Genomic DNA, 25,305 nt, shown 5'->3' with positions numbered 1-25,305 from the left:
ATGACCTCATCTGAAGAAACTTCCCGTCTTCCAAAACATGTTGCCATCATTATGGATGGCAACAATCGTTTTGCCAAAAAGAATCAAATGCAAAAAGGTGAAGGGCATCGTTCTGGAAAGGACATCCTAGATCCCATCGTTGAACATTGTCGTAAAAGAAATATCCAAGCACTGACGGTTTTTGCTTTTTCGAGTGAAAATTGGAATCGTCCTCAGTTTGAGGTTGATCTGTTGATGGCTCTTCTCGAAGAAACCATTCATGAGCAGTTGCCGCATATGGAAAAATTTAACATTTCCCTACGTTTTATTGGTGATCGTTCTCGTTTATCTCCTAACTTACGTGACTTAATGTTGCAAGCTGAACAAAGGACTGCTAATTTCGACAGCATGACTTTAACTATTGCAATTAGTTACGGTGGTATGTGGGATATGGCACAGGCTGCAAAACAAATCGCAGCAGATGTTTTAACTAACAAAATAGATCTTGAAGCAGTGGATGCTGAAGTCTTTGGTCAATATGTCAGTTTAAGTGATCTACCTCCGGTAGATTTGTTAATTCGTACAGGTGGTGATTTCCGTCTCTCGAACTTCTTGCTTTGGCAAGCTGCGTATGCAGAACTTTATTTTACCCAGACATTATGGCCTGAATTTACCATTGAAGAATTTGACGACGCACTAGCAGTATTTGGTGGTCGTGAACGTCGTTTTGGTAAGACCTCAGAGCAGATTCAACAAGAGCAGTTTGAGAATAAATAAATGTTAGAGCGGATAATAACCGCATTGGTACTGGTTTCAGTTGTACTGAGTTGCATGTTTGCAACCGAGTCTAAATACCCAATGCTTGTGCTGATGATTATTGCATCAGCTGTCGCGGGTTATGAGTGGTTCAAACTCATGCCGCGGAATACACAAAATGTGATTAAACCTTTCGCTTGGGGCTATGGTCTAGTCACTGCTATTCTTTCAGCACTAGCATTGCATTTTACAGATGTTGCATTACTGCTTTGGGCGGCTTCGATCTTTACTTGGATCTTAAGTGTCTATTGGGTGAAGTCTTATCCTGATTACGATAACTGGTATAACCCGAGTCTCAGTGGTATTGGTTTAGTCTTAGTTCCTGCTGCGGTAACTGCTATTTTTTCTGTGTGGATGAACTCACCGTGGTGGCTCATGTATCTGTTCCTGTTGGTATGGGGTGCAGACAGTGGTGCATACTTCGTGGGACGTAAATTTGGTAAGAAAAAACTTGCACCAGATGTGAGCCCAAATAAATCGATCGAAGGTTTATATGGCGGTCTATTCACTGCAATGCTAATAGTTATTGTTGTTGAAATTATTTATCTTGATTTAAGCATCGCTGAACATATTTTATTTTTAATACTTTCAGTAATAACAGTATTTAGTTCAGTACTTGGTGATTTATTTGAATCGATGATCAAGCGTCGTGCAGGGATCAAAGATTCTGGTCGTATTCTTCCCGGACATGGTGGTGTGCTGGATCGTATTGACTCGTTGCTTGCTGCAGCACCTATCTTTGCAGCAGGTATGTATGTTTTAAAATTAATTGGCGTAGATTTATAGATGTCACAATCTGTTTGTATATTGGGTGTAACAGGATCCATTGGTCAAAGTACTTTAAAGATTCTGCAACAGCATCCCGAAGAGTATTCAGTTTTTGCAGTCACTGCACATAGCCGAATTGTAGAACTTGTCGAAATATGCAAACAATATCGACCGAAAATCGCAGTTGTTCCATTCAATAAAGTGGATGAACTGCGCCAATTACTCGTAGCTGAAAAATTAACTGATATTGAAATCCTGCATGATGAAGAAGGATTAATCGCAGTAGCAGAACATCCACAGGTTGATGTGGTCATGGCAGCTATTGTTGGTGCGGCAGGGTTGCTACCTACATTGGCTGCTGCGAAAGCAGGTAAACGCGTGTTGCTTGCAAATAAAGAAGCGCTGGTGATGTCGGGTGACATCATGATTCAGACCGCACGTGAAAATAATGCTTTGTTGCTGCCAGTCGATTCTGAACACAATGCAATCTTCCAATGCTTACCTGAAACTTATCTACAAGGTGAGCGTCATGGTCAGCCAAAGCTAGGTGTCAAACAAATTTTACTTACCGCTTCTGGTGGTCCATTTTTACATCATAGTTTAGAACAATTGCAAAGTGTAACGCCGGCCCAAGCCTGTAAGCATCCAAATTGGTCGATGGGGCAAAAAATTTCAGTTGATTCTGCAACGCTGATGAATAAAGGCTTGGAATTGATCGAAGCCTGTCATCTTTTTGCAGTTGAAGAACAATTTGTAACAGTTGTTGTCCATCCACAGAGTATCATTCATTCAATGGTTCAATATGTAGATGGTTCGACTTTGGCGCAAATGGGTAATCCTGATATGTGTACGCCTATTGCTCATGCATTAGCATGGCCGAAGCGTATTCAAACACATGTGCCTCCATTAGATTTATTTGTTCATTCTCAGTTAAATTTTGAACAGCCTGATATACAGCGATTCCCAGCGCTAAAATTAGCACGTCAAGCCATGAAGGCTGGAGGCTTAGCTCCTACGATTTTAAATGCAGCCAATGAAATCGCCGTTGCAGCATTTTTGCATGAGAAAATTGGCTTTACTCAAATCCCTCAAATTGTGGAACATGTGTTGGGGCAAGTTGAAAACTCAGCTGCAAATAATATTGATGTTATTTTGCATGCAGATAAATCGGCACGTATGGTTGCTGAAAAAGCAGTATTGAATTCAGGAAGTTAAGACATGAATGCCTTGTTTATGATTATTGCAGCAATATTGCTACTTGGACCGCTGATAGCGATTCATGAATTTGGGCATTATTTCGTTGCACGTAAACTGGGCGTAAAAGTTTTGGTGTATTCGATTGGTTTTGGCCCAACACTACTTAAGTGGACGTCAAAGAAGTCGGGTATTCAATATCAACTGTCTGCATTACCACTGGGTGGTTATGTCAAAATGTTGGATGAACGAGAAGGTGATGTCGCAGCAGAAGACTTACCGAAAGCATTTAACAGACAACACCCTTGGAAACGTATTGCAATTGTTGCTGCAGGGCCACTCATCAACTTGGCTTTTGCTGTGGTGTTGTTTTGGATTTTATTTTTACCAGCTCAGGAACAGCTCAATACGCGCGTAGGTAAAATTTTACCGAATACGCCAGCAGCGGCTGCGCAAATGCAGTCTGGTGATAAAATTACTGCCGTAGATGGCACTCAAGTATCCACTTGGGAGCGCTTGAATTATGCCTTGGTTGATCGTGTAGGTGAAACTGGCAATATTCAAATTCAAGCTGAACGAGCAGGGCAAATTCAAAACTTCAGTTTACCGATTCAAAGTTTCTTACGCGATCAAACTCAGTCACCACTCGATGTTCTTGGTTTTACACCGTATCGTCCTGAAATTCCTGCAGTGGTTTCAAAACTCAGTGAAGATGGCGCAGCGATTCGCCAAGGGATGCAAGTGGGTGATCGAATTGTTTCGATCGATGGCGTAAAAATGAAAGACTGGTTTGATGTTGTACAAGTTGTACAAGCTTCTCCAGAAAAGTTACTTAAAATTGATGTTTTACGACAAAATAAAATTGTGCATTTAAACGTGATGCCGCAAGGTAAGCATGATCAAATGGGTAAAGTCACAGGGCTTTTAGGTGTACAAAGCGATCCGGGTAAAGTCAATATTCCAGCCGAATACAAACAAACCATTCAATACACGCCTGTAGAGGCGATGGGAAAAGCGGTAGAAAAAACAGGTCAGATATCTAGTATGATCCTGAATTCTATTGTAAAAATGGTGCGTGGTTTGGTGGGTTTGGATAATTTATCTGGTCCGATTACCATTGCGAAAGTGGCTGGACAAAGTGCCGAAATGGGGTGGCAAACCTTCATTTCATTTATGGCACTGATGAGTGTGAGTTTAGGTATTTTAAATTTACTACCGATTCCTATGCTCGATGGCGGTCATTTAATTTACTATTTTATTGAATTAATTCGTGGTAAACCTGTTTCTGAACAAATACAATTGGTTGGATTAAAAATTGGTATGGTATTGCTGGGTAGCATGATGCTACTGGCTCTATTCAATGACATTATGCGTTTATAAGAACGTTATACGAAATAAATTAACAGCGGAAAAGACTGGCATGCAGCACAAACATTTATTTATGCCATTGGCACTGGTTAGTGCTATGGCCGTAGCACAACAAGTATATGCAGCAGATGATTTTGTAGTACAAGATATTCGTGTTGATGGCTTAGTGCGTTTAACTCCTGACAATGTAGCCGGAATGATCCCATTCTCCGCTGGTGATCGTGTCAATGATCAAATCATTTCAAACTCAATTCGTAGCATGTTTGCGTCGGGTTTGTTTGATGATGTGAAGTCTTCACAAGTCGGTAATACCCTTGTATATACAGTGGTTGAACGCCCAGTAATTTCTAAAGTTGAGCTAAAAGGCAATAAACTTATTCCTAAAGAAGCCTTGGAAGAAGGCTTAAAGAAAATGGGTCTGTCCGAAGGTGAAGTTTTAAAGAAATCATCTTTGCAAACGGTTGAAACTGAATTAGAACAACAGTACATGCAGCAAGGTCGCTACGATGCTGATGTAAAAGTTATTACAACCGCTCAACCGAATAACCGTGTAAATGTCTTAATCGAGTTTGAAGAAGGTCAATCTGCCAAAGTATTTGATATTAATATCATTGGTAATACGGTTTTTAAAGAAAGCGAAATTAAACAAATTTTTGCATTAAAAGAAAGTGGTTGGAACTCGATCATTTCTCGTAATGACCGCTACGCACGTGAAAAGATGGCTGCGAGTTTAGAAGCTTTACGTGCGATGTATCTCAACAAAGGTTACATCAACTTTAACATTACCAACTCAAGTCTGAATTTGAGTGAAGATAAAAAACATGTCTTTATCGAAGTTTCGGTGGATGAAGGCGAACAATTTAAGTTTGGTGAAACCCATTTCTTAGGTGATACGCTTTATACGCAAACTGATTTAAACGCTTTAAAACTCTATAAAGATGGCGATTTATATTCACAAGAAAAAGTGAATGGTGTTAAACAACTTTTACTTCGTAAATACGGTAACGCAGGTTACTACTTTGCAGAAGTGAACATTGTTCCTGAAATCAATAAAGACACCAAATTGGTTGATTTAAATTACTATGTGAATCCGGGTCAGCAAGTCACTGTTCGCCGCATTAATTTTACAGGTAACTCGAAAACAGCTGATGAAGTGCTACGTCGTGAAATGCGTCAAATGGAAGGCGCATTAGCAAGTAACGAAAAAATTGATTTGTCTAAAGTGCGTTTAGAGCGTACAGGCTTCTTTAAAACCGTTGATGTTAAACCTGCACGTATTCCGGGTACGCCAGATCAAATTGATTTAAATGTGAATGTTGAAGAACAGCATTCAGGTACAAGTACTTTGGCTGTTGGTTTCTCACAAAGTGGCGGTGTAACTTTCCAAGCAGGTTTGAGTCAAACCAACTTCTTGGGTACAGGTAATGCAGTTTCTATCGATTTGTCACGTTCTGAGACTCAAGATTACTACAACCTCAGTGTAACTGACCCGTATTTCACTATTGATGGTGTACGTCGTGGTTATAATATGTACTACCGTAAAACCAAGTTAGATGACGACTATAACGTTAACAACTACGTCACTGACAGTTTTGGTGGTGGTATTAACTTTGGTTATCCGATCGATGAAAACCAAAGTATCAGTATGGGGTTAAATGTAGATAAAACTGATGTGACTACGGGTCCTTATGTTTCTACATATGTTGCTGATTATTTAACGAGCCATGGTGGTAAGGAAACAAAAACAGGTCAATATTGTCCTGGTACAACAGATGTGGATAAAGGTTGCGTAGACTCTAAAGGTAATGTGATTAATACGTTGCCATATGGTGCTGAGTATCAAGGTGATTTTTTAACTTATAATTTAAATTTAGGTTGGTCATATAACACCTTAAACCGTCCAGTATTCCCAACGTCAGGTATGTCTCATCGTGTGAATGCCGAAGTGGCGCTACCTGGTAGTGATGTTGAATATCAAAAAGTTACGTATGATGCCCAGGCTTACTTCCCATTAGGTAAAGACTTTGTGTTCCGTGGCTATGGTAAGTTGGGTTATGGTAATGATTTACCATTTTATAAAAACTTCTATGCAGGTGGTTTTGGTTCGGTACGTGGTTATGATAACAGTACGTTGGGTCCAAAATATCCGGGTGTTTATTACCAAGATACCAATCAAACTGATTATGATATGGAAGAAGTTGGTGGTAATGCTTTAATTCAATTTGGTACTGAATTAGCTTTACCTGTGCCATTTAAAGGCGATTGGGCGCGTCAAGTACGCCCAGTATTGTTTGCTGAAGGCGCGCAAGTATTTGATACCCAATGTGATGTATCTCAGTCAAGTGAAGATCGCAAATACTGTAAAGATAACTTCGGTTTTGATATGAAAAATATGCGTTATAGCGTTGGTGCAGGCTTTACTTGGATCACGATGATTGGTCCAATTTCACTCAGTTATGCATTCCCGCTTAATGACAAAGCTGGTGATGAAACAAAAGAAATTCAATTCGAGATTGGTCGTACGTTCTAAGTACGACCCTTTTGGGAATAACAAAATTACAGGTTGATAAGATGAATAAATTATTTGCTGGTTTGGCGGTATTGGGTATGTCATGTTCTGCTGCAGTACATGCAGCAGGTTACGGTGTGGTTGATTTAGAAAAGGTGGTGGATCAAAGCTCTTATATAAAGCAACAAAATGCTCAAATTCAACAGCAGTTGAAACCACAAACCACTAAAATTGAATCACTGGCTAAAGAGCTGGAAGCAATGCAGCAAAAAGCTCAGCAGGGTGGTGATAAGTTGACTGCTGCGCAAAAGCAGCAAATGGGTCAACAGTATCAAGCTAAACTTAAAGAGCTGACTGATTTACAGCAAAAAGTTCAAGCTTCGGTTCAAGGGAATATTCAGTCCTTAAATCGCACAATGGATACTCGAATCAAACAAGTTGCAGAACAATTGCGCACAGAAAATAAGTTAGATGTTGTTTTGAATAAAAATTCAGCACTTGCGTATGACCCTAAGTTTGATTTAACTGATAAAATGATTCAAAAGGTTAATGCAATTAAATAATCAATGAATTCTCAAAAATTCAGTTTAGAAAAGCTTGCTCAACTTGTTCAAGGTCAATGTATTGGCCAGCTAGACTTGCAATTCAGCGGAATGGCAAGTTTAGAGAGTGCTCAACCGCATCAGCTTGCATTTTTAAACGCAGATAAATATCTGAATGAAGCTCAACAGTCTCAGGCTGGTGCGCTGATTGTGACTGCAGACATGCAGTCACAAATCTCTTCGCAGCAAAACTTCATTGTTGTACCCAATCCGTATCTGGCTTTCGCTATTCTAACGCATGTTTTTGAAAAAAAATCTGTAGAAACAGGTATTGAAAGTACTGCTCAAATTCATCCTTCCGCAATCATTTCTGATACTGCTTATATTGGGCATTATGTGGTGATTGGTGCGAATAGTGTGGTGGGTGAAGGAACGCGCATTGAATCACAAGTGAAGATTGATCATGGTGTTGAAATTGGTAAAGATTGTTTTATCGATTCGCATGTGACGATTACTGGTGAAGCCAAGTTAGGTGATCGTGTACGTATCCATGCAAATACGGTGGTCGGTGGTGAAGGATTTGGTTTTGCACCTTATCAAGGGAAATGGCATCGTATTGCTCAATTAGGTTCTGTACGTATCGGGAATGATGTGCGTATTGGTTCAAATTGTAGTATCGACCGTGGTGCTTTAGATGACACAATTTTGGAAGATGGTGTCATTATTGATAACCTTGTGCAAATCGCGCATAACGTCAAAGTTGGTGCAAATACAGCAATGGCTGCGAAATGTGGCATTGCTGGTAGTACAACTATTGGCAAAAATTGTGTGCTAGCAGGGGCTGTTGGTATCGTAGGTCACATTAATATTGCAGATAATGTGACAATTACCGGTATGTCAATGGTCACAAAAAGTATTTCCGTTGCTGGAAGTTATTCTTCAGGCACGCCAATGCTTGAAAGTGGTTCTTGGAAAAAGGCAGCAATCCGTTTTAAACAATTAGCAGATGTGCCATTGACCCAATTGGTCAAACGACTTGATCATATGCAGTCTCAAATTGAGTCCCTTGAATCAACATTTAAATTGCGTAAATAATTATGATGACAGAGTCGAATACCCCAGCTTTCACAAAACCTGAATTACCAATGACTATTCAGACTATTCGTGAATATTTGCCACATCGTTATCCGTTTTTATTGGTTGATCGTGTTGTTGAAGTGACTGACAACGGGATTGTAGGCTATAAAAATGTAACGATTAACGAAGAATTTTTACAGGGCCATTTCCCTGAATACCCAATTATGCCGGGTGTGCTGATTGTTGAAGCATTGGCGCAAGTGTCGGGTATCTTAGGTTTCATCATGAATAATGAGAAACCTTCAGCGGGTTCGTTGTTCTTATTTGCTGGTGCAGAAAAGGTCCGATTTAAAAAACAAGTCGTTGCAGGCGATCAACTTGTATTAAAATCAGAATTAGTGATGCAAAAGCGTGGCATTTACAAATATAATTGTGTTGCCACTGTAGATGGCGTAGTCGCAGCAACCGCGGAAATTATGGTTTCGCATCAGAAAACAGAGACAGCATGAGCAATAACGAATTAATTCATCCTACCGCCATTATTGACTCATCAGCAGTAATTGCTCCGGATGTGCAAATTGGACCATATTGTATTATTGGTCCTAAAGTCACAATTGGAGCGGGCACTAAACTGCATTCACATGTTGTGGTGGGTGGTTATACCCGTATTGGTCAACATAACGAAATTTTTCAATTTGCCAGTGTTGGTGAAGTCTGCCAAGACTTAAAATATGCTGGTGAAGAAACCTGGTTAGAAATCGGTGATTATAACTCGATTCGTGAACACTGTAGTTTACACCGTGGTACTGTTCAAGATCAGGGTCTAACTAAAGTTGGTAGTCACAATTTATTGATGGTGAATACACATATTGCACATGACTGTGTGGTAGGTGATCACAATATCTTTGCCAATAATGTCGGCGTTGCCGGCCATGTCCATATCGGTGATTATGTCATCGTAGGTGGTAACTCTGGTATTCACCAATTCTGTAAAATCGATTCATACAGTATGATTGGTGGTGCTTCGCTTATTTTGAAAGATGTACCTGCTTATGTCATGGTATCTGGTAATCCAGCCCATGCTTTTGCCATGAACATTGAAGGCATGCGTCGTAAAGGTTGGTCAAAAAATGTGATTCAAGGTTTACGTGAATCCTTTAAATTGATCTATAAAGATGGTTTAACGACGAATGAAGCGATTGAGCGTATTCGTACTGAAATTTTGCCTGATGTGGCAGAAGCGCAATTGTTGATTGACTCACTTGAGCAGTCTAAGCGCGGTATCGTACGCTAAATGCTGCGAATAAAAAAAGACACCTTATAAGGTGTCTTTTTTTTGCGTTAAAAATAGGACTATTTTTTAACAAAGCCTGCTTCTTCAGATTTTGGATATTTTTGGGTAAGCTTGGTTTTGAGCTGCGTTGCTAAACTGCTATTTCGATCGACGTCTTTTGCAATGCTATACAGTTGATATAACGCTCTAGGCGCGCGGGTCGACTCAGGGTATTGATCTACCACGATACTATAGTTCTTTTTCGCTTCTGCGTAGTTGGTCGGTTCAACAGCAAGGTTGAACTCAGCTAACCAAAAATATGCATTGCTAATGTAGACGCTATTAGGATTATTCTTAATAAAGTTTTTCATTGGTGCAATGGCTTTTTTCGCACCACCTTGTTTATATGCATCTAAAGCAACGGTATAAGCTGCTTTCTCAAGCTCAAGTGAGTCACCACCTGCATTTACAGGTTGGTTTGCAGATGAGCTTAATGTTGATTGGGTCGTAGGTTGTTTAAGAGGTGTAGGCGCTGTATTAGCTGTTACTGGGTGCAGTACCTTGTTGGTTATCCTCCGCGGCCTCTGTGTCTTCACTTGGATCTACTTTTTGTTGGAGTAGTTCTAAACGTTGATCTAAATCTGCATAGCGGTTTGTAAGTTCACTTTTTAATTGTTCGATAATATTGTCTTGCTCTTCCATTTTACCGCGTAAGCTACGCAATTCATTTTCGAGCTGTTGGTTCTTCTGCATGAGCTGCCAATTCAAATTGGTTGGCGTAGGGGTAGAGCCAGCACCTGTTTGAATGGCCGTATTATTTGCTGTATACACAGTGCCATTATCTGCGCCACTCAAACCGCGAGATTCAATTGGAATATTGGCAAATAGCGTACCTGAGCAAGTCAATGTAAGGGCACACAATACATGCTGTTTAAACATCATAAAAATTCCATGTAGTTGCAAGCATGTCCGTATTGAATAGTTTTATTACAGACTGCTTTAGATAAAACGATAAGCACATTAAAAACGCCAAAGTTCTGAATTGCAATAAGCTTTTACAATCTTGTTGTGTATTAAAGTAAAAATATAGTGATGATGTTTCACGTTTTCTACATCATCGACCATCATATTGATTTATAAATAATCAAACAGTGTTTTCTACTCAGGAATTCTTGGTTTTAGTCTTGCATGTTTATCAAAAATCTCTATACTCTGTTCTTGCAATGGTAGCCCTGCCGGTTACTTCGCAATTGTACTCTACAAACCCCGCCAGGACCGGAAGGTAGCAACGGTAGTAGAAATATGATGTGCCGAAGTCTTGCTGGTAGGGTTGCCACCAGTTTCAATCATAATAAATTAAACTTCCTCTCATTTTTTTTAATCCTAAATTCTTCTTTATTTTAGTTTTATTAATTCTTCATTTAGATCTATATCTTTGTTATTCGTCATCAAATTCTTTACGTGCAATCACTTTAAAAATTGTATCGAGATCGAATCCTCGATATTGTAAAAAACGTATTTGTTTGGCTTTTTGTTTTGGATCACGTTCAACAGCTTTGCCAAATTTTTTGATCTTGAGCTGGTAGGCTTCGGCGACCCAATCTGTTTCTTTTAATTCATCCTGAATTAATTCACTGTCTACTTTTTTATTTTTTAAAGCGAGCTTTATACGGTTGGGACCTTTACCTTTACGCTTTTGACTCGACAACAGCATTTCTGCTACACGTTGATCGCTTTGATAGTTCTCACGTGCGAGTTCTTCCACCAAGTGTATGACTTCTTCACGACTATCCGCATACAGTGCTAATTTCTCGATTAAATCCGCTTTTGAGTATTCTTTGCGTGTGAGTACTGCAAAGGCGTAGGAGCGTAGACGAGAGCCGCGCAGTCCTGGTTTTTTTTCAGCTTGAACATCTTTACCATTGGCATCAAAATGCAACGCAGAGTGATCGATCACTGAAGCATTGTCATGCGGGATGTCAGTTTGTGAAGCATGATTTACGCTGGTGGGTTCTTCAGCTTCTGCAAACTGTTGTTTTAGTGCTTCATAGTCGAGCAAGAGTGGAAAATGGTCTTTAGTCATGGGGTCATTTTAATACAAATTTTGAGTGCAAAACAAAACGCCCCGTAGGGCGTTTTTGTCCGCTATTAAAGCATGCTGTAATTAAGCATCTAAAAAGTCTGGTTCTTCTTCGTCTTTGTCTTCTACAGGTGCTGTACCCGTAGTCAGAAGTTGTTCACGAATCAGTTTTTCAATGGTTTGTGCAAGTTCAGGGTGTTCTTCTAAGTGGCGAATGGTATTGTTTTTACCTTGACCAATCTTGTCACCTTGGTATGAATACCAAGCACCTGCTTTTTGAACAATTTCTTGTTGTACCGCAAGGTCAACAAGTTCACCTAAATGGTTCACGCCTTTACCGTATAGAATTTGGAAAATCGCTTCACGGAATGGAGGAGCCATTTTGTTTTTCACAACTTTCACTTTGGTTTCTGAACCAATGATCTCGTCGCCTTCTTTCACTTGACCAATACGGCGGATATCTAAACGTACAGACGCATAGAATTTCAATGCATTACCGCCCGTTGTGGTTTCTGGGCTACCAAACATTACACCAATCTTCATACGGATTTGGTTAATGAAGATCACCATACAGTTCGAACGTTTTGCATTACCAGTAATTTTACGGAGTGCTTGGCTCATCAGACGAGCTTGTAAGCCCATGTGTGAGTCACCCATTTCGCCTTCAATTTCGGCGCGAGGGGTAAGTGCAGCGACCGAGTCGACTACGATCAGGTCAATGGCACCTGAACGTACCAGCATGTCTGCAATTTCAAGCGCTTGTTCACCATTGTCTGGCTGTGAAACAAGAAGGTTATCAATATCTACGCCAAGTTTACGTGCGTATTGAGGGTCTAATGCATGTTCAGCATCGATGAATGCACAAGTACCGCCAGTTTTTTGACATTGGGCAATGGCTTGTAATGTCATAGTCGTTTTACCAGAAGATTCAGGACCGTAGATTTCTACGATACGACCTTTAGGTAAACCACCAATACCTAGTGCGATATCTAGTGTTAAAGAACCCGTAGAGACAGCCTCAACCGCCTGTACAGTATTATCACCAAGACGCATTACGGTGTTTTTACCAAACTGCTTTTCAATTTGGCTTAAGGCCGCATTTAACGCCTTGCTTTTATTATCATCCATCTTACAACCTCAATACGATGTCACGAAACAATATACTCAAGTGGATGTATTCAGTTTAAATCTGTTCCACGAGGGTATAGTGACAGAAATCATCCTTTTGTTCTATGAAAATCACAACAGGTGCGACATGTTGTGACGCTTTAACTTAATCATCATTATAAGACCATTGCTGGTCAAACTGTTGATCATTTTCTCTTTTAAATTTACCAATATCTCGACGATCTTTTTTACTTGGTCGATGATCTGGCCGAGCTAGATTATGCAACTTTCTTTGGGATGCGAGCAATTCCCGTTTTGCAATACTGACCTCAGTTTCATCATAAAGCAGCTGAGCGGTTGGGGCAGGCCCACGAACATCCGACAGTGCTTTCACCACCACGGTTTTTTTCTCAAGGCCTTGTGCAATGGTTAATTCCATGCCTACACGAACTTCACGAGAGACTTTAACGCGTTCGCCATTATGATGAACTTTACCGCCTTCAATAGCATTTTTGGCAATAGAGCGTGTTTTAAAAAAACGTGCAGCCCACAACCATTTGTCTATACGCATACCAACCGCATCTTCGGCTAGATTTGATTTACGCATATTTTTTCTGTTCCTCGGCTTGCTCAGTCGTTTGAGCTTCTAAAATAGGGATTAAATCTGTTAATGCGGACAGCATTGGGTAATTGCAAGTCTCGCGAGGCGCTTTGGCAGATGAAGGTTGCTGAATCGAATAGAGCTGTTCAATCCCAAAAAGTTTTGCACCATTGAGCACTTTTTCTGTGTCATCAATGAAGTAACAGTTTTTTGCATAGAAGGGGTGTTTGCTTGCTAATATTTGCCAAAACTCAATAAACTCTTTGGCATGACCGAGAGTTTCTGAACTGACGATAACATCAAAATAATCACGAAGACCGGTTTCTTCAAGTTTGAATTGTAAGCCTGCAAAGTCGGCATTGGTCGCAAGCCAAATAGGATAGCCATTTTCTTTTAGATAGGTAAGCAGCTTAATGCAGCCTTCGCGTTTAGCCACTTTGGCTTTTTGTTCTATTTGCATTGCCAAAACATCAACGCCAACTTGTGACGTCCAAAAGCGAGATGAGTACCATTTTAGGGTATGATTATGCTGTTGATAAAAACTAAATAGCGTTTGCTTGCTTTGTTCGAGTGAGCATTGATGCTGTTCAGCATAACGAATTGGCAGCAGCTCATTCCAAATGAAATCATCATAAGCAAGATCGAGTAAAGTACCGTCCATATCAAAAATGATCGTCGGCTTTTCTGAGTAATTTGGCATATAAAGGTATTCTATGTTTAAAACAACAACAGCACCGCAAGACCCACTGATTTTGCAGTTGGTTCCCATTGTGACACAAGCTTGCGAAATTTTGCGAGAAGAATATCAGCGTTATTGCTCAGGAGCGAATTTTGATGTGGAACGTAAAAGTGATGATTCACCGGTAACGCAGGCGGACTATCGTGCAAATAGCTATATTACCCAAGCATTATCCAAAGTTTCTAACTTGCCTGTATTGTCAGAAGAAGGTGATAAGTCTGAGCGTATGCAATGGCAAAAATTTTGGCTGCTTGATCCCTTGGATGGTACCAAAGAGTTTTTACATAAAAGACCTGAATTTACCATTAATCTGAGTTTGGTAGATGGGGCCAATACCACTTTTGCCATATTGGCGATCCCGGGGGAATATAGCGTATATATTTGCCCCTTTGCGGGACTGCCGCTGAAATATGATAGCCAGTCCACTGCATGGTATGAATATGTTCAAACCTCTGCAGAGAGTGTCGTACACGTTGGCTTGAGTCAAAGTGCCAAAAATAAGCCGATTTATACGGACTATCTAGACGCTTTAGAAAAACTCACTCCTTTTCAGGCCTACCATGCTGGTAGTGCATATAAGTTTTGTATGATGTTAGAAGATCGAGTGGATATTTATCCGCGTTTTCATCCGACTTGTGAATGGGATACCAGCGCTGGACAATGTTTAATCGAACGTATTGGTGGTGGTTTGGTTGATTTTAAAGGTCGCGCATTTCTATATAACCAACGCACGACTTTATTAAATGGTGGATTTATTGCATTTAAAAATGCCGAAATGAAAGAATTGGCCTTAAATGCTTTGGCAAACATGCCTGACAAAACTTGAGCTAAATCGGGTTCATGCTATAGTGTCAGCACACTCCGTTAAATCTCCTGCATTTAAGAACTGTCAATTATGGCCCTAGATTTGCTCCCTCCTAGTATGCTGAAAGCAATAGACTTATTGCCGGATGAAAAGACGCCTGTAACATTGTTTACACGTCATTCCATTCGTGAAGTTGTACAAGGACAAGGCTTGGCCGGTTATGACTTGCAACTGACCCATCAAGGACGTGATTTAGCCGAAGCGTGGGGCAGCTATTTGGTTGAAAATACCGATCGTGTTATTCAGCACTGTATTTCGAGTCCAATTCAGCGCTGTGTGGATACGGCGGCATTGATGATTCAAGGTGCAGATAATGTCACGATTGAACCGAATACCCACCATATCGAGATCATTGAACAAGGATTATTGGTCGAGCCGGGAAGTTTTGTGCTCGATATTAAAAAAGCAGGACCATACTTTCAAAAGCAAGGTGCTTTAGGCTTTATCAATAGTTTTGTGAATAATGCTTTGCCGGGTATGAAACAGCCCATTCATGGGGTGGTAGATGTTTTGGAGTTGATTTACAACACTCATCCAACCAATGATTATGGTCTGAGTCTAGCGGTGAGTCATGATACGATTTTGGCTGCAATTCTTGCCATTATTTCAGGTAAAAATATCGTGACACGCGAAGACTGGCCGAAAATGATGGAAGGTTTATTTGTTTGGTTTGAAGGAGATGTATTCCTTGAGTCAAAACTGAAATGGATTTGGCGTGGAGAACTAAATGAATTAAATATTCGTGAATTTCAGCAGGCTGAGCAGCAACTCTAAGTATTTTTGCGCATACAAAATATTTAAAAAAGGCATCCATGTACGGGATGCCTTTTTTATCTGCTTCAATATTTCATTAAATAAAAGATTAAATATTGGCTTTAATTCGTGCAGGATACTGATTTAAATCAATACTTGAACCGTCGTCACTATAAGGCCAGCGGCTAGTATTGACAGGGAGATGTTGTTGGTGGATTCGACTGTATTTGTCTGCGGCAATCAATGTGGCAATGTCATGATCTTTAATGCTATACGCTTGTACGATTTCAACTGGATATTGTGTGCGTTCAAAAAATTCAGCTTCTGTTTCCCCTTGATGCAGTGCAAAAATACGTTCTACAGCTGGTAAGTACACGCCATATGCTAACCATGAGTCTACGCCTTGAGAGGCTTGAATCTCAGCGGTCGATTTCATATTTGAAATGACTTTACCTAAAATGTCTTTTTCACCTTTCGATGTAAAATATTCAATATATTGATTTTCTGCTTCTGCAAATTTTTCTAATGATGGCAAAAATTGGTTAATCGACATTTTTATCCCTCTTTTCATTTGTACAGCAATGGCTGCCTAGGATGAAAATTAAAATACCATAAAAAATATATGGGATTAAACCATTTCTAAAAATTTTTATTTACAAAGTTTCTAAAAATATCCTGACAATTTTTGTCGGGAATATACGATTGTATTTAAAGGACTACACCTTAATTTTAGTTGATAAGTGAAGTACCTGTCACAGCAATCGTGATTCAGCCAATACTAAATATTTAGATTAAATTTGAATTGTTAATAAGTGACAAAACGCGGCAATTGAATGATTAATAAAAAGAAAATAGCATTATATTTGTTGTAACTTATTGATTTATATATTTTATGTAAGTCTCTTAATTGGATTTTTTTGTGGCTAATTGGGGAATAGTAGTGAAAAGTGTGATAGGTTTTTCATATAACAAATTATCAATTTGTATTGTGTCATTAATGTTAGTTGCTTGTGGTGGCGGAGGTGGTGGTGATAGTTCAAGTGGCACTGCATCATCTGCCAGTTATCCAGAACCGACCCAAGATATAGTCGATGAAACAAGCATTGGTTTTTATGACTACGATGCCAATGATGCTGTTCGTGAAATACGTAATGATTTAGTCGGTAGCTTTTCCGCGCAAGTTCAATTTGGTCAAAGTCATGTCGTTGACCCGAATGCGAACGAAGCCAAGAAAATGCCACAGTTAACCAGTGAAAAAGAAGCGCTGCTTATCGTGACGCCAACACTTGATATGCAAAACATCAAGCAACTCAAAGTAGAAATCTATCAAAACAATCGCTTAGTTCGCACCGCGACATTGGATGATCCAACGCAGATGCCTGTTTCAGACCAAAGTGGGCAAAGAGGGCGTCCAGATGTTTGGTACAGTAAACGCGCGTGGACCACAACACTCAATTGGGATGAAGTTAAACCCGGTCTAAGATTAAAATTTATCGACGCAAATAAAGTCAGTGGTGAGTTGGCTGAAGATAAAATCGATTTTGCTGCACCAGGTGAATTGGTGTTGAATAATATCCGTATAGGAATGTTGACAGATACACCCAAATCTTCAGGTCATTACATGCTTTTAGAGCCTGAAAAAGCAGGGACAGATTACTTTCAGACTATTCCAGCTGCAGAAATGACGGTCGCGCAATATGATGATGTTAAGTTGAACCGTGTAATGGTCTCGTCAGGTGTCATTTATGATACAGCCAGTGCAACAGCTGGTGATGTCTATTCTGGGGATATGCGCGGAGATGTTGGTAAATCTACATATAGTGTAGGTATTAACCTTGCCAATTGGGGTATTACCAGTGCCTCTATGTCAAATCAAAGTCAGCCGCAACTTACGCAAACTGTTGTTGCACACCATACTAAGGGTAAATATACGAATGGTGAACAAAGTCACGGCTTAAGCGGCGGTAATGGTATGCTGACGCTCTATGATTCTGTAGGTAATGAATTTAGCCATGAAATTGGCCATCACTATGGTTTAGGGCATTACCCTGGTCAGGTGGGTGACAATCTATTTTGGGCTGCACACCATGCAGATAGTGGATGGGGTTATATTGCCAATCGTCATATGATGCGTGGTAATTTATCGTGGACAGCGACATGGAAGTGGGATGGTAGTAATGGGATCCCTAATTTTAAAAATTTGTTTCCGTACGGAAAAGATGCTATGTCCGGCGGGTATCCTGATAGTAATGTATCACGCTACACACACTATACGGGTTACAGCACATTCCTGAAAATTCAACCGCACTTTGACCGTTATGTCTGGGATGAAACATCACCTACCGGCTACAAAAAGTGGAATAAAACCACTCGTGAAATGGAAGTCGCTCAACCGAAGATGCCAAATTCTACGGCTCCGGTTTGGTATAACGCAGATCAAAATTATCCACGACCACGGGTCTTTGGTCAGCCCGTAATTACCATTTTAGGGGGCTATGATCCTGTCAATCAAGTCGGTTTGTTGTATCCTGCTGCACGTTCAAACTGGGGTAATGTTTATGATTTAACGGCGGCCAATACGGCCTTAGACCAAGCTGCATGTTGGTTGAATGTGCAATACACGAATAAAGTCAACAATATTGCTTTAGCACCTGTACGACTAGGTAGTAATGCCAATAAACTGCATGTCAATTTAGCTTTGGCAGATCAACCACAGAAAGTTGATTTGTATTGTAAAAAAGCAGGTGAAGAAGCCAAGTTATTAGCAAATATTGATATTCCAGTTTACAGCACAGCGATCAAGCCGGCCGTCAAAATTGGGCGTCAGCATGGTTATAGTGCTTTGCGTGCTATCGAACTTCCTCAATTAGAAAGTGCTTTGGAAGCGCAAGCTGCAAATGCTGTTGTTGCACTAAATCCAACTGAAAAAATGCTATATGAGTCATATAAAAATGACAAGTCATTGATGAATAGTGTGGCGCGTCAGCAATTAACCCGTTATGAATCGCAACAAAACACCGCATACCGACTAAATCGTTGGATGAACGTGTATGCTCAAGACCTAACCAATCAAGTACCTGCGGCGCAAAGCGCACTCGAAGCATTTATGAAAAAGCTTTCAGTCACTCAAGAAGGTTTGTTCGAGCAGGCGACATTGATCAAAAATGGTAACAACTGTTTGAAATCTGAAACCTTAACTGATGGAACATTAAATTTATACATCAGTGGCTCAAGCGGTTGTACGGCGGATGATACTGAACAGTGGGTATATGATGCCATTGGTCGGATACACAGTAAGTCAAATCCAGATCAATGCATAACAGGCAACGGTGGTTCAGCTAAAGTGAAGCTAGAACGTTGCGTGTTAAACCAAACCAACCAAATTTGGACCATGGACCCTGCGACTACAACGATTCGTCAAAGTGGTCAATGCATGGATTTAAATACGGGACGTTTGCAAAATAACCGTGCGGATTTAATTCGATATAGCTGTACCAACGGTGGCAATCAACGTTGGACAAATTTGACAGCAAGCAAAAACTTATTATGGACATATTTATCAGCGACGAATATGAAACTGATTAATAAATAATCTGTAAATAGAAAATAAGGTCCAATAAGGACCTTATTTTTTTGCTTTTAAAAATCAATAGGCACAAAAAAAGCCCTAAGAAGGGCTTTTTTCATCGCAACAAATTAGTTAGCTAAAGCTTTAACTTGTGCATTTAAACGGCTCTTATGACGAGCAGCTTTGTTTTTATGGATGATGCCTTTATCAGCCATACGGTCGATAACAGGAACAGCTTTTTTGTAAGCTTCTGTAGCGACAGCGTAATCACCAGCAGCAATAGCAGCTACTGTGCGTTTAAGATAAGTACGAACCATAGAACGTAAGCTTGCGTTGTGTTGACGTGCTTTAACGTTTTGACGAGCACGTTTTTTTGCTTGAGCAGAGTTTGCCACTCGTGCACTCCTTGAAATAGATTGGTCTGGGCGGGCTGAAATTACATCTGAAAACCAACATCAGAAGAACTATCACCAGCCCGTAAACAAGTGCCATATTGTGATTAAACTAAGCGCTTAAGTCAAGTCTTGACATGCTTTGACAACATTTTAGATGCAGAAAAATTTTAAAGAAAACGTTAGATTAGTCTAAAGTGATTGAGATTGTATGAAAAATGACTAAAAGTATAGAGAATGCGATTGTCATCGGAGCAACAGGATTGGTCGGGCGGGAATTGATTCGTCAGCTCAGTCAAAATACAGGATGTAAGAATATTACGGCTGTGGTACGTCAGCGTGACCATGAACTGAATGGACTGGCAAAAGTTCAACAAATGGTGATCAGTGACTTTCTTTCTCTGACTCAGGATGATGTGAGAGATTATAGTCATGCCTTTAGTTGTTTAGGCTCGACCATTAAAAAAGCAGGGTCTAAAGATCATTTTTATCATATCGATTTTAGCATCAATGCACATTTCGCTGAATTATTAGAATATACAGACACACATCTGATCATTGTCAGTGCAATGGGCGCAAAAGCCAATTCCGCGTTTTTTTATAATCGAGTCAAAGGTGAATTAGAATATTATTTAAAAACCTTAAAGTTAAATCAACTTTCGATTTTAAAACCTTCGCTGTTACTTGGTGAGCGTCATGAATCTCGGCGTTTAGAAGATGTGACACAGAAACTTTATATGCGCTTTTCGCATTTTGTACCTGATCGTTTCAAATTTAAGCCAGTGACAGCACAGCAAGTGGCTCATACTATGGTCGAGGCGGCACAAACTCAGACTGAAAAGTTCGAGATTTATGATAATTTACGCATACTAACAATTAAATGAGGGAAATACCGTGTCTACAGTTCCATTCGTCACTTGTGATTTACTTGATGATCATCCAGACAAAGAATTACAAGTGGTGATCCCATCAATGGATGGTAAATTCTTTCAAAGTTATGGTGCACGAAAAAGTTTTGGCGGTCAGGTGGTGACGGTCAAATGTTTTGAAGATAACTCTCGTGTTAAAGAATTATTGGCAACCGATGGTACGGGTAAAGTATTGGTTGTGGATGGTGGCGCTTCGATGCGCTGTGCCTTGATGGGCGATATGATTGCTGAATCTGCAGTCAACAATCATTGGAATGGTGTCATTATTTACGGCTGTGTGCGTGATGTCGATGCGATAGCCGAACTTGATTTAGGTGTGCATGCTTTGGCTGCGATTCCACAAAAAAGTAACCGCAAAGGTGTGGGTGAAACAGATATTCCATTAAGTTTTGGTGGGGTAAGCATTCAGTCTGGTGATTTCATCTATGCTGACAATAACGGCATCGTTGTTTCAAAAGAGCAATTGGTTGCTCTATAAGTGAGTTTGAATTTTTAGTCGTGGAATGAAAGCGTAATTCTTGCTCATACACGACGATATAAATGTGAAAAAGAAAATACAAACATCAGCTGAGGACTCTCGGCTGTTGTATAAAAATACGAAATAAAAAAAGAAAGGAAAAAATTATGTTGTTGCATCAATTAAAAGTGGCGCAAGCGTTGCTCTCAGGCGTAGCAGAGGGAGGACGAGGTACAAATGGGACGCCTTATCCCAAACAACCTGATAAAGCCCTTAAACTGTACGAATTTGAAGGGTCTCCCTATTGCCGTCGTGTGCGTGAAGTTTTGACCACACTTAATTTGGATTATGAGGTTTACCCATGTCCCAAAGGGGCTAAAAAGTACCGTTTAGAGGTACAGAAATTAGGTGGAAAACAGCAATTCCCTTTCTTGGTGGATGACAATACTGGGGATCGTTTGTACGAATCTCAGCAAATAATTCATCATCTATTTAAACATTATGGCAAAACAGGTCAGACTCCTAAGAAATATGCCAATTATCCTAAAATTCCGTATGTTGCCTATGTTGGAACCTTAATTAATGGGGCTCAAGGCGTGTGGGTGCACCGTAAAGTCATTCATCGTGATGCTCCAAGTCAACTCTTAGAACTATGGGGTTTTGAAGCGAGTCCATATACACGTATCGTACGTAGCGCATTGTCTGAAATGGAATTGGCATATATCTTTCATAATGTGGCTAAGGAACGTTGGCAAGATCAGGGATTAGCGGTAATGCGCTTAAGACCTGGTAAATATGTACCCCTGAAAGGTGGCAAGCGTGAACAAGTGTTAAAAATCATGGGGAACAATATTCAAGTGCCATATTTGAAAGATCCTAATACTGGTGTAGAACTTTTTGAATCTGAAAAAATTGTAAAATATCTGAAGAAGCAATATTTGAGCTAATCTCACTCAAGTTTAAGCTAAGTGCAGTGTATAGTCAGACTGATGGCTATACACATATTGTAATGTTAAATGGATTTAAAATTAGAAGAAAAATGCATCATAGCTGCATCAATTGAATTAGAATAAATTATTAAAAATAAGAAATTTACTTAATTATAGGGATATCCTAAAAGGATTAAACTCATTAATGTAAAAGACATTTCATTTTTTCGGGGGAAGTAAATCATGTCACCACAAGAAGTCATACTACCCGTACCGGTGCTCGTCGTTGAAGATGAGGAAATTATTCAATTACGTTTACGTCAAATTTTGACAGAGCTGGGTTATAAGCGTGAAGAGCTTATCTTCACCAAAAATGTTAAAGAATCTATTCAAGCCGTAGAGACCCAACCGATATCCTTAGCCTTAGTTGACTTAGGTTTGCCTGATGGTAGTGGTATCGAAATTATTGAAAAAATACGTTCCCTCGAAAGTAATACCATGATCTTGGTTGTCTCTGCATGGAGTACACAAGAAAGCTTATTTGTCGCAATTAAAGCAGGTGCAACGGGCTATGTATTAAAAGAACGTGATGATGCTGAAGTACTTTTATCTATTCGGAGTATTTTACGTGGTGGGGCGCCGATTGACCCATTTATTGCACGAGAAATCCTTAAACAAATATCCGAAGCCGAAGCGCCAAGTCCAGAACAAACAGTCGCCGATGAAGCAGACCTGAACCTCTTGACCAGTCGTGAAAAAGAAATTTTATGTTTGGTTGCTCAAGGTTTGAGTAACCGTGAGATTGCTGAACAGCTTTTTGTTTCTCGCTATACGGTAGAAAGCCATATTAAACATATTTATCGCAAATTAGCCGTAACGAAACGAACCAAAGCCGTGAGTACAGCAAGATCTATGGGTATTCTATAATGCGTAAAGGAGGATATTTTTTCTTATTTATCCTCTGTTTAGTATGGGGGAGCTTGAGTCATGCAGAGCAAGTTTTCCCTGTAAATGATCAATGTAATGTAACTGTGAATAGCATTTCACGGGTGAAGACACCATCCAATCAAGAATTACCCAGAACTGGATGGAAAACCACGCAATTACCTGACCGTTGGAAAGAAGATAAAGACTGGGAGGGTTATCAAGGTGGTGCTTGGTATAAATTAGACTGGTCTTGGTACTGTAAAAATAATGCGCGTTTGGCAGAACCCATCGCACTATATGTTGATTACATTATTAATACGGGTTCAGTCTTTCTGAATGGCGACTTGCTGTGGACCAATAAAAATCTTCAAGAACCGGTCTCTAAAAGTTGGAATGTTGCACGCTATTGGATTTTACCGATAAGTGGAATCAAGCATGATCATAATGAAACCTTGATCTATGTGTATGGCTACTCGAGTCTAAATGCAGGATTAGGACCAGTTAAATTTAACAATGTCATGGCAACAATAGAGCAGGCCGAAGAAGCCACTTGGACTCGTCGAACCATATTACAATTAAATATTTTTCTTTCTGGGGTCTTGGGTCTAATTTGCTTCATTATTTGGTTGATGCGTCGCAGTGATACGAGTTTTGGCTGGTTTGCGCTTTCAACGGTGTTGTGGATTTTATTTCTCAGTAATGCACTGACCACTGAAACCTTTCCGTACCCAGATTCAATATTTTCCACCAAAGCCAATCTGATTTTTGCAATGCTGTACTTTCAGTGTTTTAGTATCTATATCTTGCGCTTTCTTGGGCGTAAATTTCCACGCATTGAACTGTCGTTTACCATGCTGACAGCTGCACTGATTGGTGTGGTATGTATCTGGCCGTTTGAGCGAAATGCGGAAATTTCGAGCCTCATTTTCTTATTATATTGCAGCCTCTTTTTTATCACTTACATTTATCTTTGCTGGATTAGTTTTAAAGAAAAACGTAGAGACTACACTTTATTAGCACTTTGTTTGACTGCGATTATTGTGATGGTCATTGCAGACATCACAGTACTGGCCCTCTTTCCAAAACATGGTTTTACACCGTTATCTCCATTTACCTCACCGATTATTACCTTATTTATCGTGGTGATCTTGGGGGCGAGACTCAATCGGAATATACAGAAAATTGAAAAATATAATGATGATTTGGCATTTGAAGTTCAGAAAGTCAGTGATGAATTATGCAGTAGCTTGAATGATAAACATCAGCTTGAACTGAGTAATGTACGCTTACAGGAACGGATTAAATTATCACATGATCTGCATGATGGTCTGGGCGCATCTATTGTGCGCTCGATGATCTTGGTTGACCAATGTGAAAGTAATATTCCAAATAGACAGTTCTTGTCGATGTTGAAATTACTGCGCGATGATTTAAGGCAAATTATTGATAGTGGATCATCTTTGGACAGCAAAGTGCCAGATTCACCTTTGCTCTGGATCGCACCAGTTCGACATCGCTTTAGCCAGTTGATGGATGAAGTGGAAATGAATGCCAAATGGTGCATTCCTTCGAAGTGGGCGATCAAACCAACAGCAATTCAGTGCCTGACTTTAATACGAGTAATTGAAGAAAGCCTGACCAATATTGTGAAACATAGCCAAGCTAATCATGTCAATGTAACGCTGTCACAGTTCGAGAATGGCGCATTGTTATTAACCATTGAAGATGATGGCGTAGGTTTTGATGTTGAGAGTGTTTCAAATCATGGCATGAGTATCGGCATGCGAAGTATGAAAATGCGTGTAGAACGGATAGGTGGGAATTTCAAAATTCATTCTCAGCAAGGCTGCACGATTATTCATACAGAAATTAATTTAAAATCAGCTGCATAAATATCTCTAAATGAGCATAATTAAATATCAACAGACTCTACTGGTGAAAGCGAAAAATTTGGGGGCTTAGTCGCTGACAAATTAAAATCTTATGCAAAAGATGAAGAAAGTGCTGCGAAGACGACGGGTAAAATGGCAAGTTTTGCAGCAGGATTGGGTACGGTTCTGTTCTTTGAAGATTTAGATGTGGTCAGTGCTCTACAAGCACAGTTTCCTTCTTATGCAGAAAACTTTCCAATTTGGGCAGAACATTCAACTGCCATTGCCCAATTTGCGACTTGGACTGCGTTACACACCGAAGGTTTAGGCGCATCACTACAGCATTACAACCCAATTGTGGATGAACAAGTACATGCTGAATGGGACATTCCTGCACATTGGAAACTTCGTGCTCAATTGGTTTTTGGTTCAGTGGAAGGTGAAGCGAAAGAAAAAGGCTATATGGATGATGCCGCTCGTTTTAAAGTCTTCCAATAATTGCGGCGTATAGCACACTATCTTGATAAAAAAGGAACGAAACTATGTTCCTTTTTTATTGCA

The 25,305-nt window shown here is 39.9% G+C and carries 23 protein-coding genes, 1 other RNA gene and 2 pseudogenes; 19 read left to right on the top strand and 7 right to left on the bottom strand.

The features are described from left to right. The 9 genes from uppS to lpxA are packed head-to-tail and all read left to right on the top strand — an operon-like array spanning position 1 to position 9,547. Complete coding sequence (gene uppS / locus FTU36_RS08165; RefSeq protein WP_180117412.1) at positions 1 to 756, top strand: polyprenyl diphosphate synthase; 756 nt, start codon at positions 1 to 3, stop codon at positions 754 to 756. After that, on the top strand, positions 757 to 1,581 hold the full coding sequence (locus tag FTU36_RS08160) for a CDP-archaeol synthase (RefSeq protein WP_078193533.1): 825 nt from the start codon (positions 757 to 759) through the stop codon (positions 1,579 to 1,581). It begins immediately after the preceding gene. Beyond that, the gene (gene ispC / locus FTU36_RS08155; protein ID WP_180007768.1) at positions 1,582 to 2,778 is read left to right on the top strand and encodes a 1-deoxy-D-xylulose-5-phosphate reductoisomerase; all 1,197 of its coding nucleotides are present in this window, start codon (positions 1,582 to 1,584) and stop codon (positions 2,776 to 2,778) included. It abuts the gene before it with no gap. A gap of 3 nt (positions 2,779 to 2,781) precedes the next feature. Continuing rightward, a complete protein-coding gene (gene rseP / locus FTU36_RS08150) occupies positions 2,782 to 4,137 on the top strand; it encodes an RIP metalloprotease RseP (protein ID WP_180007769.1) in 1,356 nt (451 codons plus the stop codon). Between the two features lie 40 nt (positions 4,138 to 4,177). Next, positions 4,178 to 6,655, top strand: a complete 2,478-nt coding sequence (bamA, locus tag FTU36_RS08145; RefSeq protein ID WP_180065064.1) for an outer membrane protein assembly factor BamA — start codon at positions 4,178 to 4,180, stop codon at positions 6,653 to 6,655. A 41-nt stretch (positions 6,656 to 6,696) separates the two neighbouring features. Beyond that, positions 6,697 to 7,197: an OmpH family outer membrane protein gene (locus FTU36_RS08140; RefSeq protein WP_180117410.1), complete on the top strand. Its 501-nt coding sequence runs from the start codon at positions 6,697 to 6,699 to the stop codon at positions 7,195 to 7,197. 3 nt (positions 7,198 to 7,200) lie between these two features. Further along, positions 7,201 to 8,271 (top strand): UDP-3-O-(3-hydroxymyristoyl)glucosamine N-acyltransferase, encoded by a 1,071-nt coding sequence (gene lpxD, locus FTU36_RS08135; RefSeq protein WP_180117408.1) that lies wholly within the window; start codon positions 7,201 to 7,203, stop codon positions 8,269 to 8,271. A 5-nt stretch (positions 8,272 to 8,276) separates the two neighbouring features. Next, positions 8,277 to 8,762, top strand: coding sequence for a 3-hydroxyacyl-ACP dehydratase FabZ (gene fabZ / locus FTU36_RS08130; RefSeq protein ID WP_171263789.1), 486 nt, complete (start codon positions 8,277 to 8,279; stop codon positions 8,760 to 8,762). Further along, positions 8,759 to 9,547, top strand: coding sequence for an acyl-ACP--UDP-N-acetylglucosamine O-acyltransferase (lpxA, locus tag FTU36_RS08125; RefSeq protein WP_180115180.1), 789 nt, complete (start codon positions 8,759 to 8,761; stop codon positions 9,545 to 9,547). Before fabZ ends, lpxA begins: the two co-directional genes overlap by 4 nt. 59 nt (positions 9,548 to 9,606) lie before the next feature. Here the strand turns inward: lpxA and FTU36_RS08120 are convergent. After that, positions 9,607 to 10,468 (bottom strand): annotated as a pseudogene (locus tag FTU36_RS08120) (YbgF trimerization domain-containing protein). Positions 10,469 to 10,759: 291 nt separating this feature from the next. Here FTU36_RS08120 and ffs point away from each other — a divergent pair. Next, an RNA gene (ffs, locus tag FTU36_RS08115) (signal recognition particle sRNA small type) lies at positions 10,760 to 10,856 on the top strand. Positions 10,857 to 10,964: 108 nt separating this feature from the next. On the opposite strand, the gene FTU36_RS08110 is transcribed toward ffs, so the two are convergent. The 4 genes from FTU36_RS08110 to FTU36_RS08095 all read right to left on the bottom strand — a co-directional run bounded on the left by FTU36_RS08110 (position 10,965) and on the right by FTU36_RS08095 (position 14,014). After that, the gene (locus FTU36_RS08110) at positions 10,965 to 11,609 is read right to left on the bottom strand and encodes a regulatory protein RecX (protein ID WP_180117406.1); all 645 of its coding nucleotides are present in this window, start codon (positions 11,607 to 11,609) and stop codon (positions 10,965 to 10,967) included. 81 nt (positions 11,610 to 11,690) lie between these two features. Further along, the gene (recA, locus tag FTU36_RS08105; RefSeq protein WP_078188713.1) at positions 11,691 to 12,734 is read right to left on the bottom strand and encodes a recombinase RecA; all 1,044 of its coding nucleotides are present in this window, start codon (positions 12,732 to 12,734) and stop codon (positions 11,691 to 11,693) included. Between the two features lie 145 nt (positions 12,735 to 12,879). Next, entirely contained in the window at positions 12,880 to 13,320 is a 441-nt protein-coding gene (locus FTU36_RS08100; protein ID WP_168377604.1) for an RNA-binding S4 domain-containing protein, read from the bottom strand. Beyond that, positions 13,313 to 14,014, bottom strand: coding sequence for an HAD-IA family hydrolase (locus FTU36_RS08095; RefSeq protein ID WP_180007774.1), 702 nt, complete (start codon positions 14,012 to 14,014; stop codon positions 13,313 to 13,315). The genes FTU36_RS08100 and FTU36_RS08095 overlap by 8 nt, the downstream gene beginning before the upstream one ends. Before the next feature lie 13 nt (positions 14,015 to 14,027). Here FTU36_RS08095 and FTU36_RS08090 point away from each other — a divergent pair, with 13 nt between their 5' ends. Beyond that, positions 14,028 to 14,879, top strand: coding sequence for a 3'(2'),5'-bisphosphate nucleotidase CysQ (locus FTU36_RS08090; RefSeq protein WP_180059080.1), 852 nt, complete (start codon positions 14,028 to 14,030; stop codon positions 14,877 to 14,879). 69 nt (positions 14,880 to 14,948) lie between these two features. Next, positions 14,949 to 15,692, top strand: coding sequence for a histidine phosphatase family protein (locus FTU36_RS08085; RefSeq protein ID WP_078188709.1), 744 nt, complete (start codon positions 14,949 to 14,951; stop codon positions 15,690 to 15,692). Between the two features lie 88 nt (positions 15,693 to 15,780). Here FTU36_RS08085 and FTU36_RS08080 read toward each other — a convergent pair whose 3' ends face one another. Continuing rightward, positions 15,781 to 16,224 carry a hypothetical protein gene (locus tag FTU36_RS08080; protein ID WP_180066534.1) on the bottom strand — a complete coding sequence of 148 codons (444 nt, stop codon included), beginning with the start codon at positions 16,222 to 16,224 and terminating at the stop codon, positions 15,781 to 15,783. A gap of 444 nt (positions 16,225 to 16,668) precedes the next feature. On the opposite strand from FTU36_RS08080, the gene FTU36_RS08075 reads away from it, so the two are divergent. Beyond that, positions 16,669 to 19,263 (top strand): M66 family metalloprotease, encoded by a 2,595-nt coding sequence (locus FTU36_RS08075; protein ID WP_180117404.1) that lies wholly within the window; start codon positions 16,669 to 16,671, stop codon positions 19,261 to 19,263. Between the two features lie 104 nt (positions 19,264 to 19,367). Here FTU36_RS08075 and rpsT read toward each other — a convergent pair whose 3' ends face one another. Then, positions 19,368 to 19,634: a 30S ribosomal protein S20 gene (gene rpsT / locus FTU36_RS08070; RefSeq protein ID WP_078188707.1), complete on the bottom strand. Its 267-nt coding sequence runs from the start codon at positions 19,632 to 19,634 to the stop codon at positions 19,368 to 19,370. 215 nt (positions 19,635 to 19,849) lie between these two features. On the opposite strand from rpsT, the gene FTU36_RS08065 reads away from it, so the two are divergent. The 6 genes and pseudogenes from FTU36_RS08065 to FTU36_RS08040 form a co-directional block, all read left to right on the top strand. Beyond that, positions 19,850 to 20,515: an NAD(P)H-binding protein gene (locus tag FTU36_RS08065; protein WP_180117402.1), complete on the top strand. Its 666-nt coding sequence runs from the start codon at positions 19,850 to 19,852 to the stop codon at positions 20,513 to 20,515. Positions 20,516 to 20,525: 10 nt separating this feature from the next. Then, a complete protein-coding gene (gene rraA, locus FTU36_RS08060; protein ID WP_180117400.1) occupies positions 20,526 to 21,038 on the top strand; it encodes a ribonuclease E activity regulator RraA in 513 nt (170 codons plus the stop codon). A gap of 146 nt (positions 21,039 to 21,184) precedes the next feature. Continuing rightward, on the top strand, positions 21,185 to 21,964 hold the full coding sequence (locus FTU36_RS08055) for a glutathione S-transferase N-terminal domain-containing protein (RefSeq protein ID WP_180088415.1): 780 nt from the start codon (positions 21,185 to 21,187) through the stop codon (positions 21,962 to 21,964). A gap of 225 nt (positions 21,965 to 22,189) precedes the next feature. Next, positions 22,190 to 22,873 carry a response regulator transcription factor gene (locus FTU36_RS08050; RefSeq protein WP_180117398.1) on the top strand — a complete coding sequence of 228 codons (684 nt, stop codon included), beginning with the start codon at positions 22,190 to 22,192 and terminating at the stop codon, positions 22,871 to 22,873. Between the two features lie 53 nt (positions 22,874 to 22,926). After that, positions 22,927 to 24,765 (top strand): ATP-binding protein, encoded by a 1,839-nt coding sequence (locus FTU36_RS08045; RefSeq protein ID WP_257224811.1) that lies wholly within the window; start codon positions 22,927 to 22,929, stop codon positions 24,763 to 24,765. 42 nt (positions 24,766 to 24,807) lie between these two features. Further along, a pseudogene (locus FTU36_RS08040) lies at positions 24,808 to 25,242 on the top strand (nitroreductase family protein); the annotation flags it as partial. Positions 25,243 to 25,305: the final 63 nt, after the last annotated feature.

Origin of the sequence: Acinetobacter sp. YH12096 (assembly GCF_013419215.1) — a bacterium.
Lineage (GTDB): Bacteria > Pseudomonadota > Gammaproteobacteria > Pseudomonadales > Moraxellaceae > Acinetobacter > Acinetobacter amyesii.
Note: the sequence above shows the minus strand (reverse complement) of the source record. Positions and strands in the feature narration are given on the sequence as shown.

What these genes read in the sequence shown, in the direction of transcription:
- uppS (WP_180117412.1), top strand. Translation starts at nt 1, where the DNA reads ATGACCTCATCTGAAGAAACTTCCCGTCTTCCAAAACATGTTGCCATC.
- FTU36_RS08160 (WP_078193533.1), top strand. Translation starts at nt 757, where the DNA reads ATGTTAGAGCGGATAATAACCGCATTGGTACTGGTTTCAGTTGTACTG.
- ispC (WP_180007768.1), top strand. Translation starts at nt 1,582, where the DNA reads ATGTCACAATCTGTTTGTATATTGGGTGTAACAGGATCCATTGGTCAA.
- rseP (WP_180007769.1), top strand. Translation starts at nt 2,782, where the DNA reads ATGAATGCCTTGTTTATGATTATTGCAGCAATATTGCTACTTGGACCG.
- bamA (WP_180065064.1), top strand. Translation starts at nt 4,178, where the DNA reads ATGCAGCACAAACATTTATTTATGCCATTGGCACTGGTTAGTGCTATG.
- FTU36_RS08140 (WP_180117410.1), top strand. Translation starts at nt 6,697, where the DNA reads ATGAATAAATTATTTGCTGGTTTGGCGGTATTGGGTATGTCATGTTCT.
- lpxD (WP_180117408.1), top strand. Translation starts at nt 7,201, where the DNA reads ATGAATTCTCAAAAATTCAGTTTAGAAAAGCTTGCTCAACTTGTTCAA.
- fabZ (WP_171263789.1), top strand. Translation starts at nt 8,277, where the DNA reads ATGACAGAGTCGAATACCCCAGCTTTCACAAAACCTGAATTACCAATG.
- lpxA (WP_180115180.1), top strand. Translation starts at nt 8,759, where the DNA reads ATGAGCAATAACGAATTAATTCATCCTACCGCCATTATTGACTCATCA.
- FTU36_RS08110 (WP_180117406.1), bottom strand. Translation starts at nt 11,609, where the DNA reads ATGACTAAAGACCATTTTCCACTCTTGCTCGACTATGAAGCACTAAAA.
- recA (WP_078188713.1), bottom strand. Translation starts at nt 12,734, where the DNA reads ATGGATGATAATAAAAGCAAGGCGTTAAATGCGGCCTTAAGCCAAATT.
- FTU36_RS08100 (WP_168377604.1), bottom strand. Translation starts at nt 13,320, where the DNA reads ATGCGTAAATCAAATCTAGCCGAAGATGCGGTTGGTATGCGTATAGAC.
- FTU36_RS08095 (WP_180007774.1), bottom strand. Translation starts at nt 14,014, where the DNA reads ATGCCAAATTACTCAGAAAAGCCGACGATCATTTTTGATATGGACGGT.
- FTU36_RS08090 (WP_180059080.1), top strand. Translation starts at nt 14,028, where the DNA reads ATGTTTAAAACAACAACAGCACCGCAAGACCCACTGATTTTGCAGTTG.
- FTU36_RS08085 (WP_078188709.1), top strand. Translation starts at nt 14,949, where the DNA reads ATGGCCCTAGATTTGCTCCCTCCTAGTATGCTGAAAGCAATAGACTTA.
- FTU36_RS08080 (WP_180066534.1), bottom strand. Translation starts at nt 16,224, where the DNA reads ATGTCGATTAACCAATTTTTGCCATCATTAGAAAAATTTGCAGAAGCA.
- FTU36_RS08075 (WP_180117404.1), top strand. Translation starts at nt 16,669, where the DNA reads ATGTTAGTTGCTTGTGGTGGCGGAGGTGGTGGTGATAGTTCAAGTGGC.
- FTU36_RS08065 (WP_180117402.1), top strand. Translation starts at nt 19,850, where the DNA reads ATGACTAAAAGTATAGAGAATGCGATTGTCATCGGAGCAACAGGATTG.
- FTU36_RS08055 (WP_180088415.1), top strand. Translation starts at nt 21,185, where the DNA reads ATGTTGTTGCATCAATTAAAAGTGGCGCAAGCGTTGCTCTCAGGCGTA.
- FTU36_RS08050 (WP_180117398.1), top strand. Translation starts at nt 22,190, where the DNA reads ATGTCACCACAAGAAGTCATACTACCCGTACCGGTGCTCGTCGTTGAA.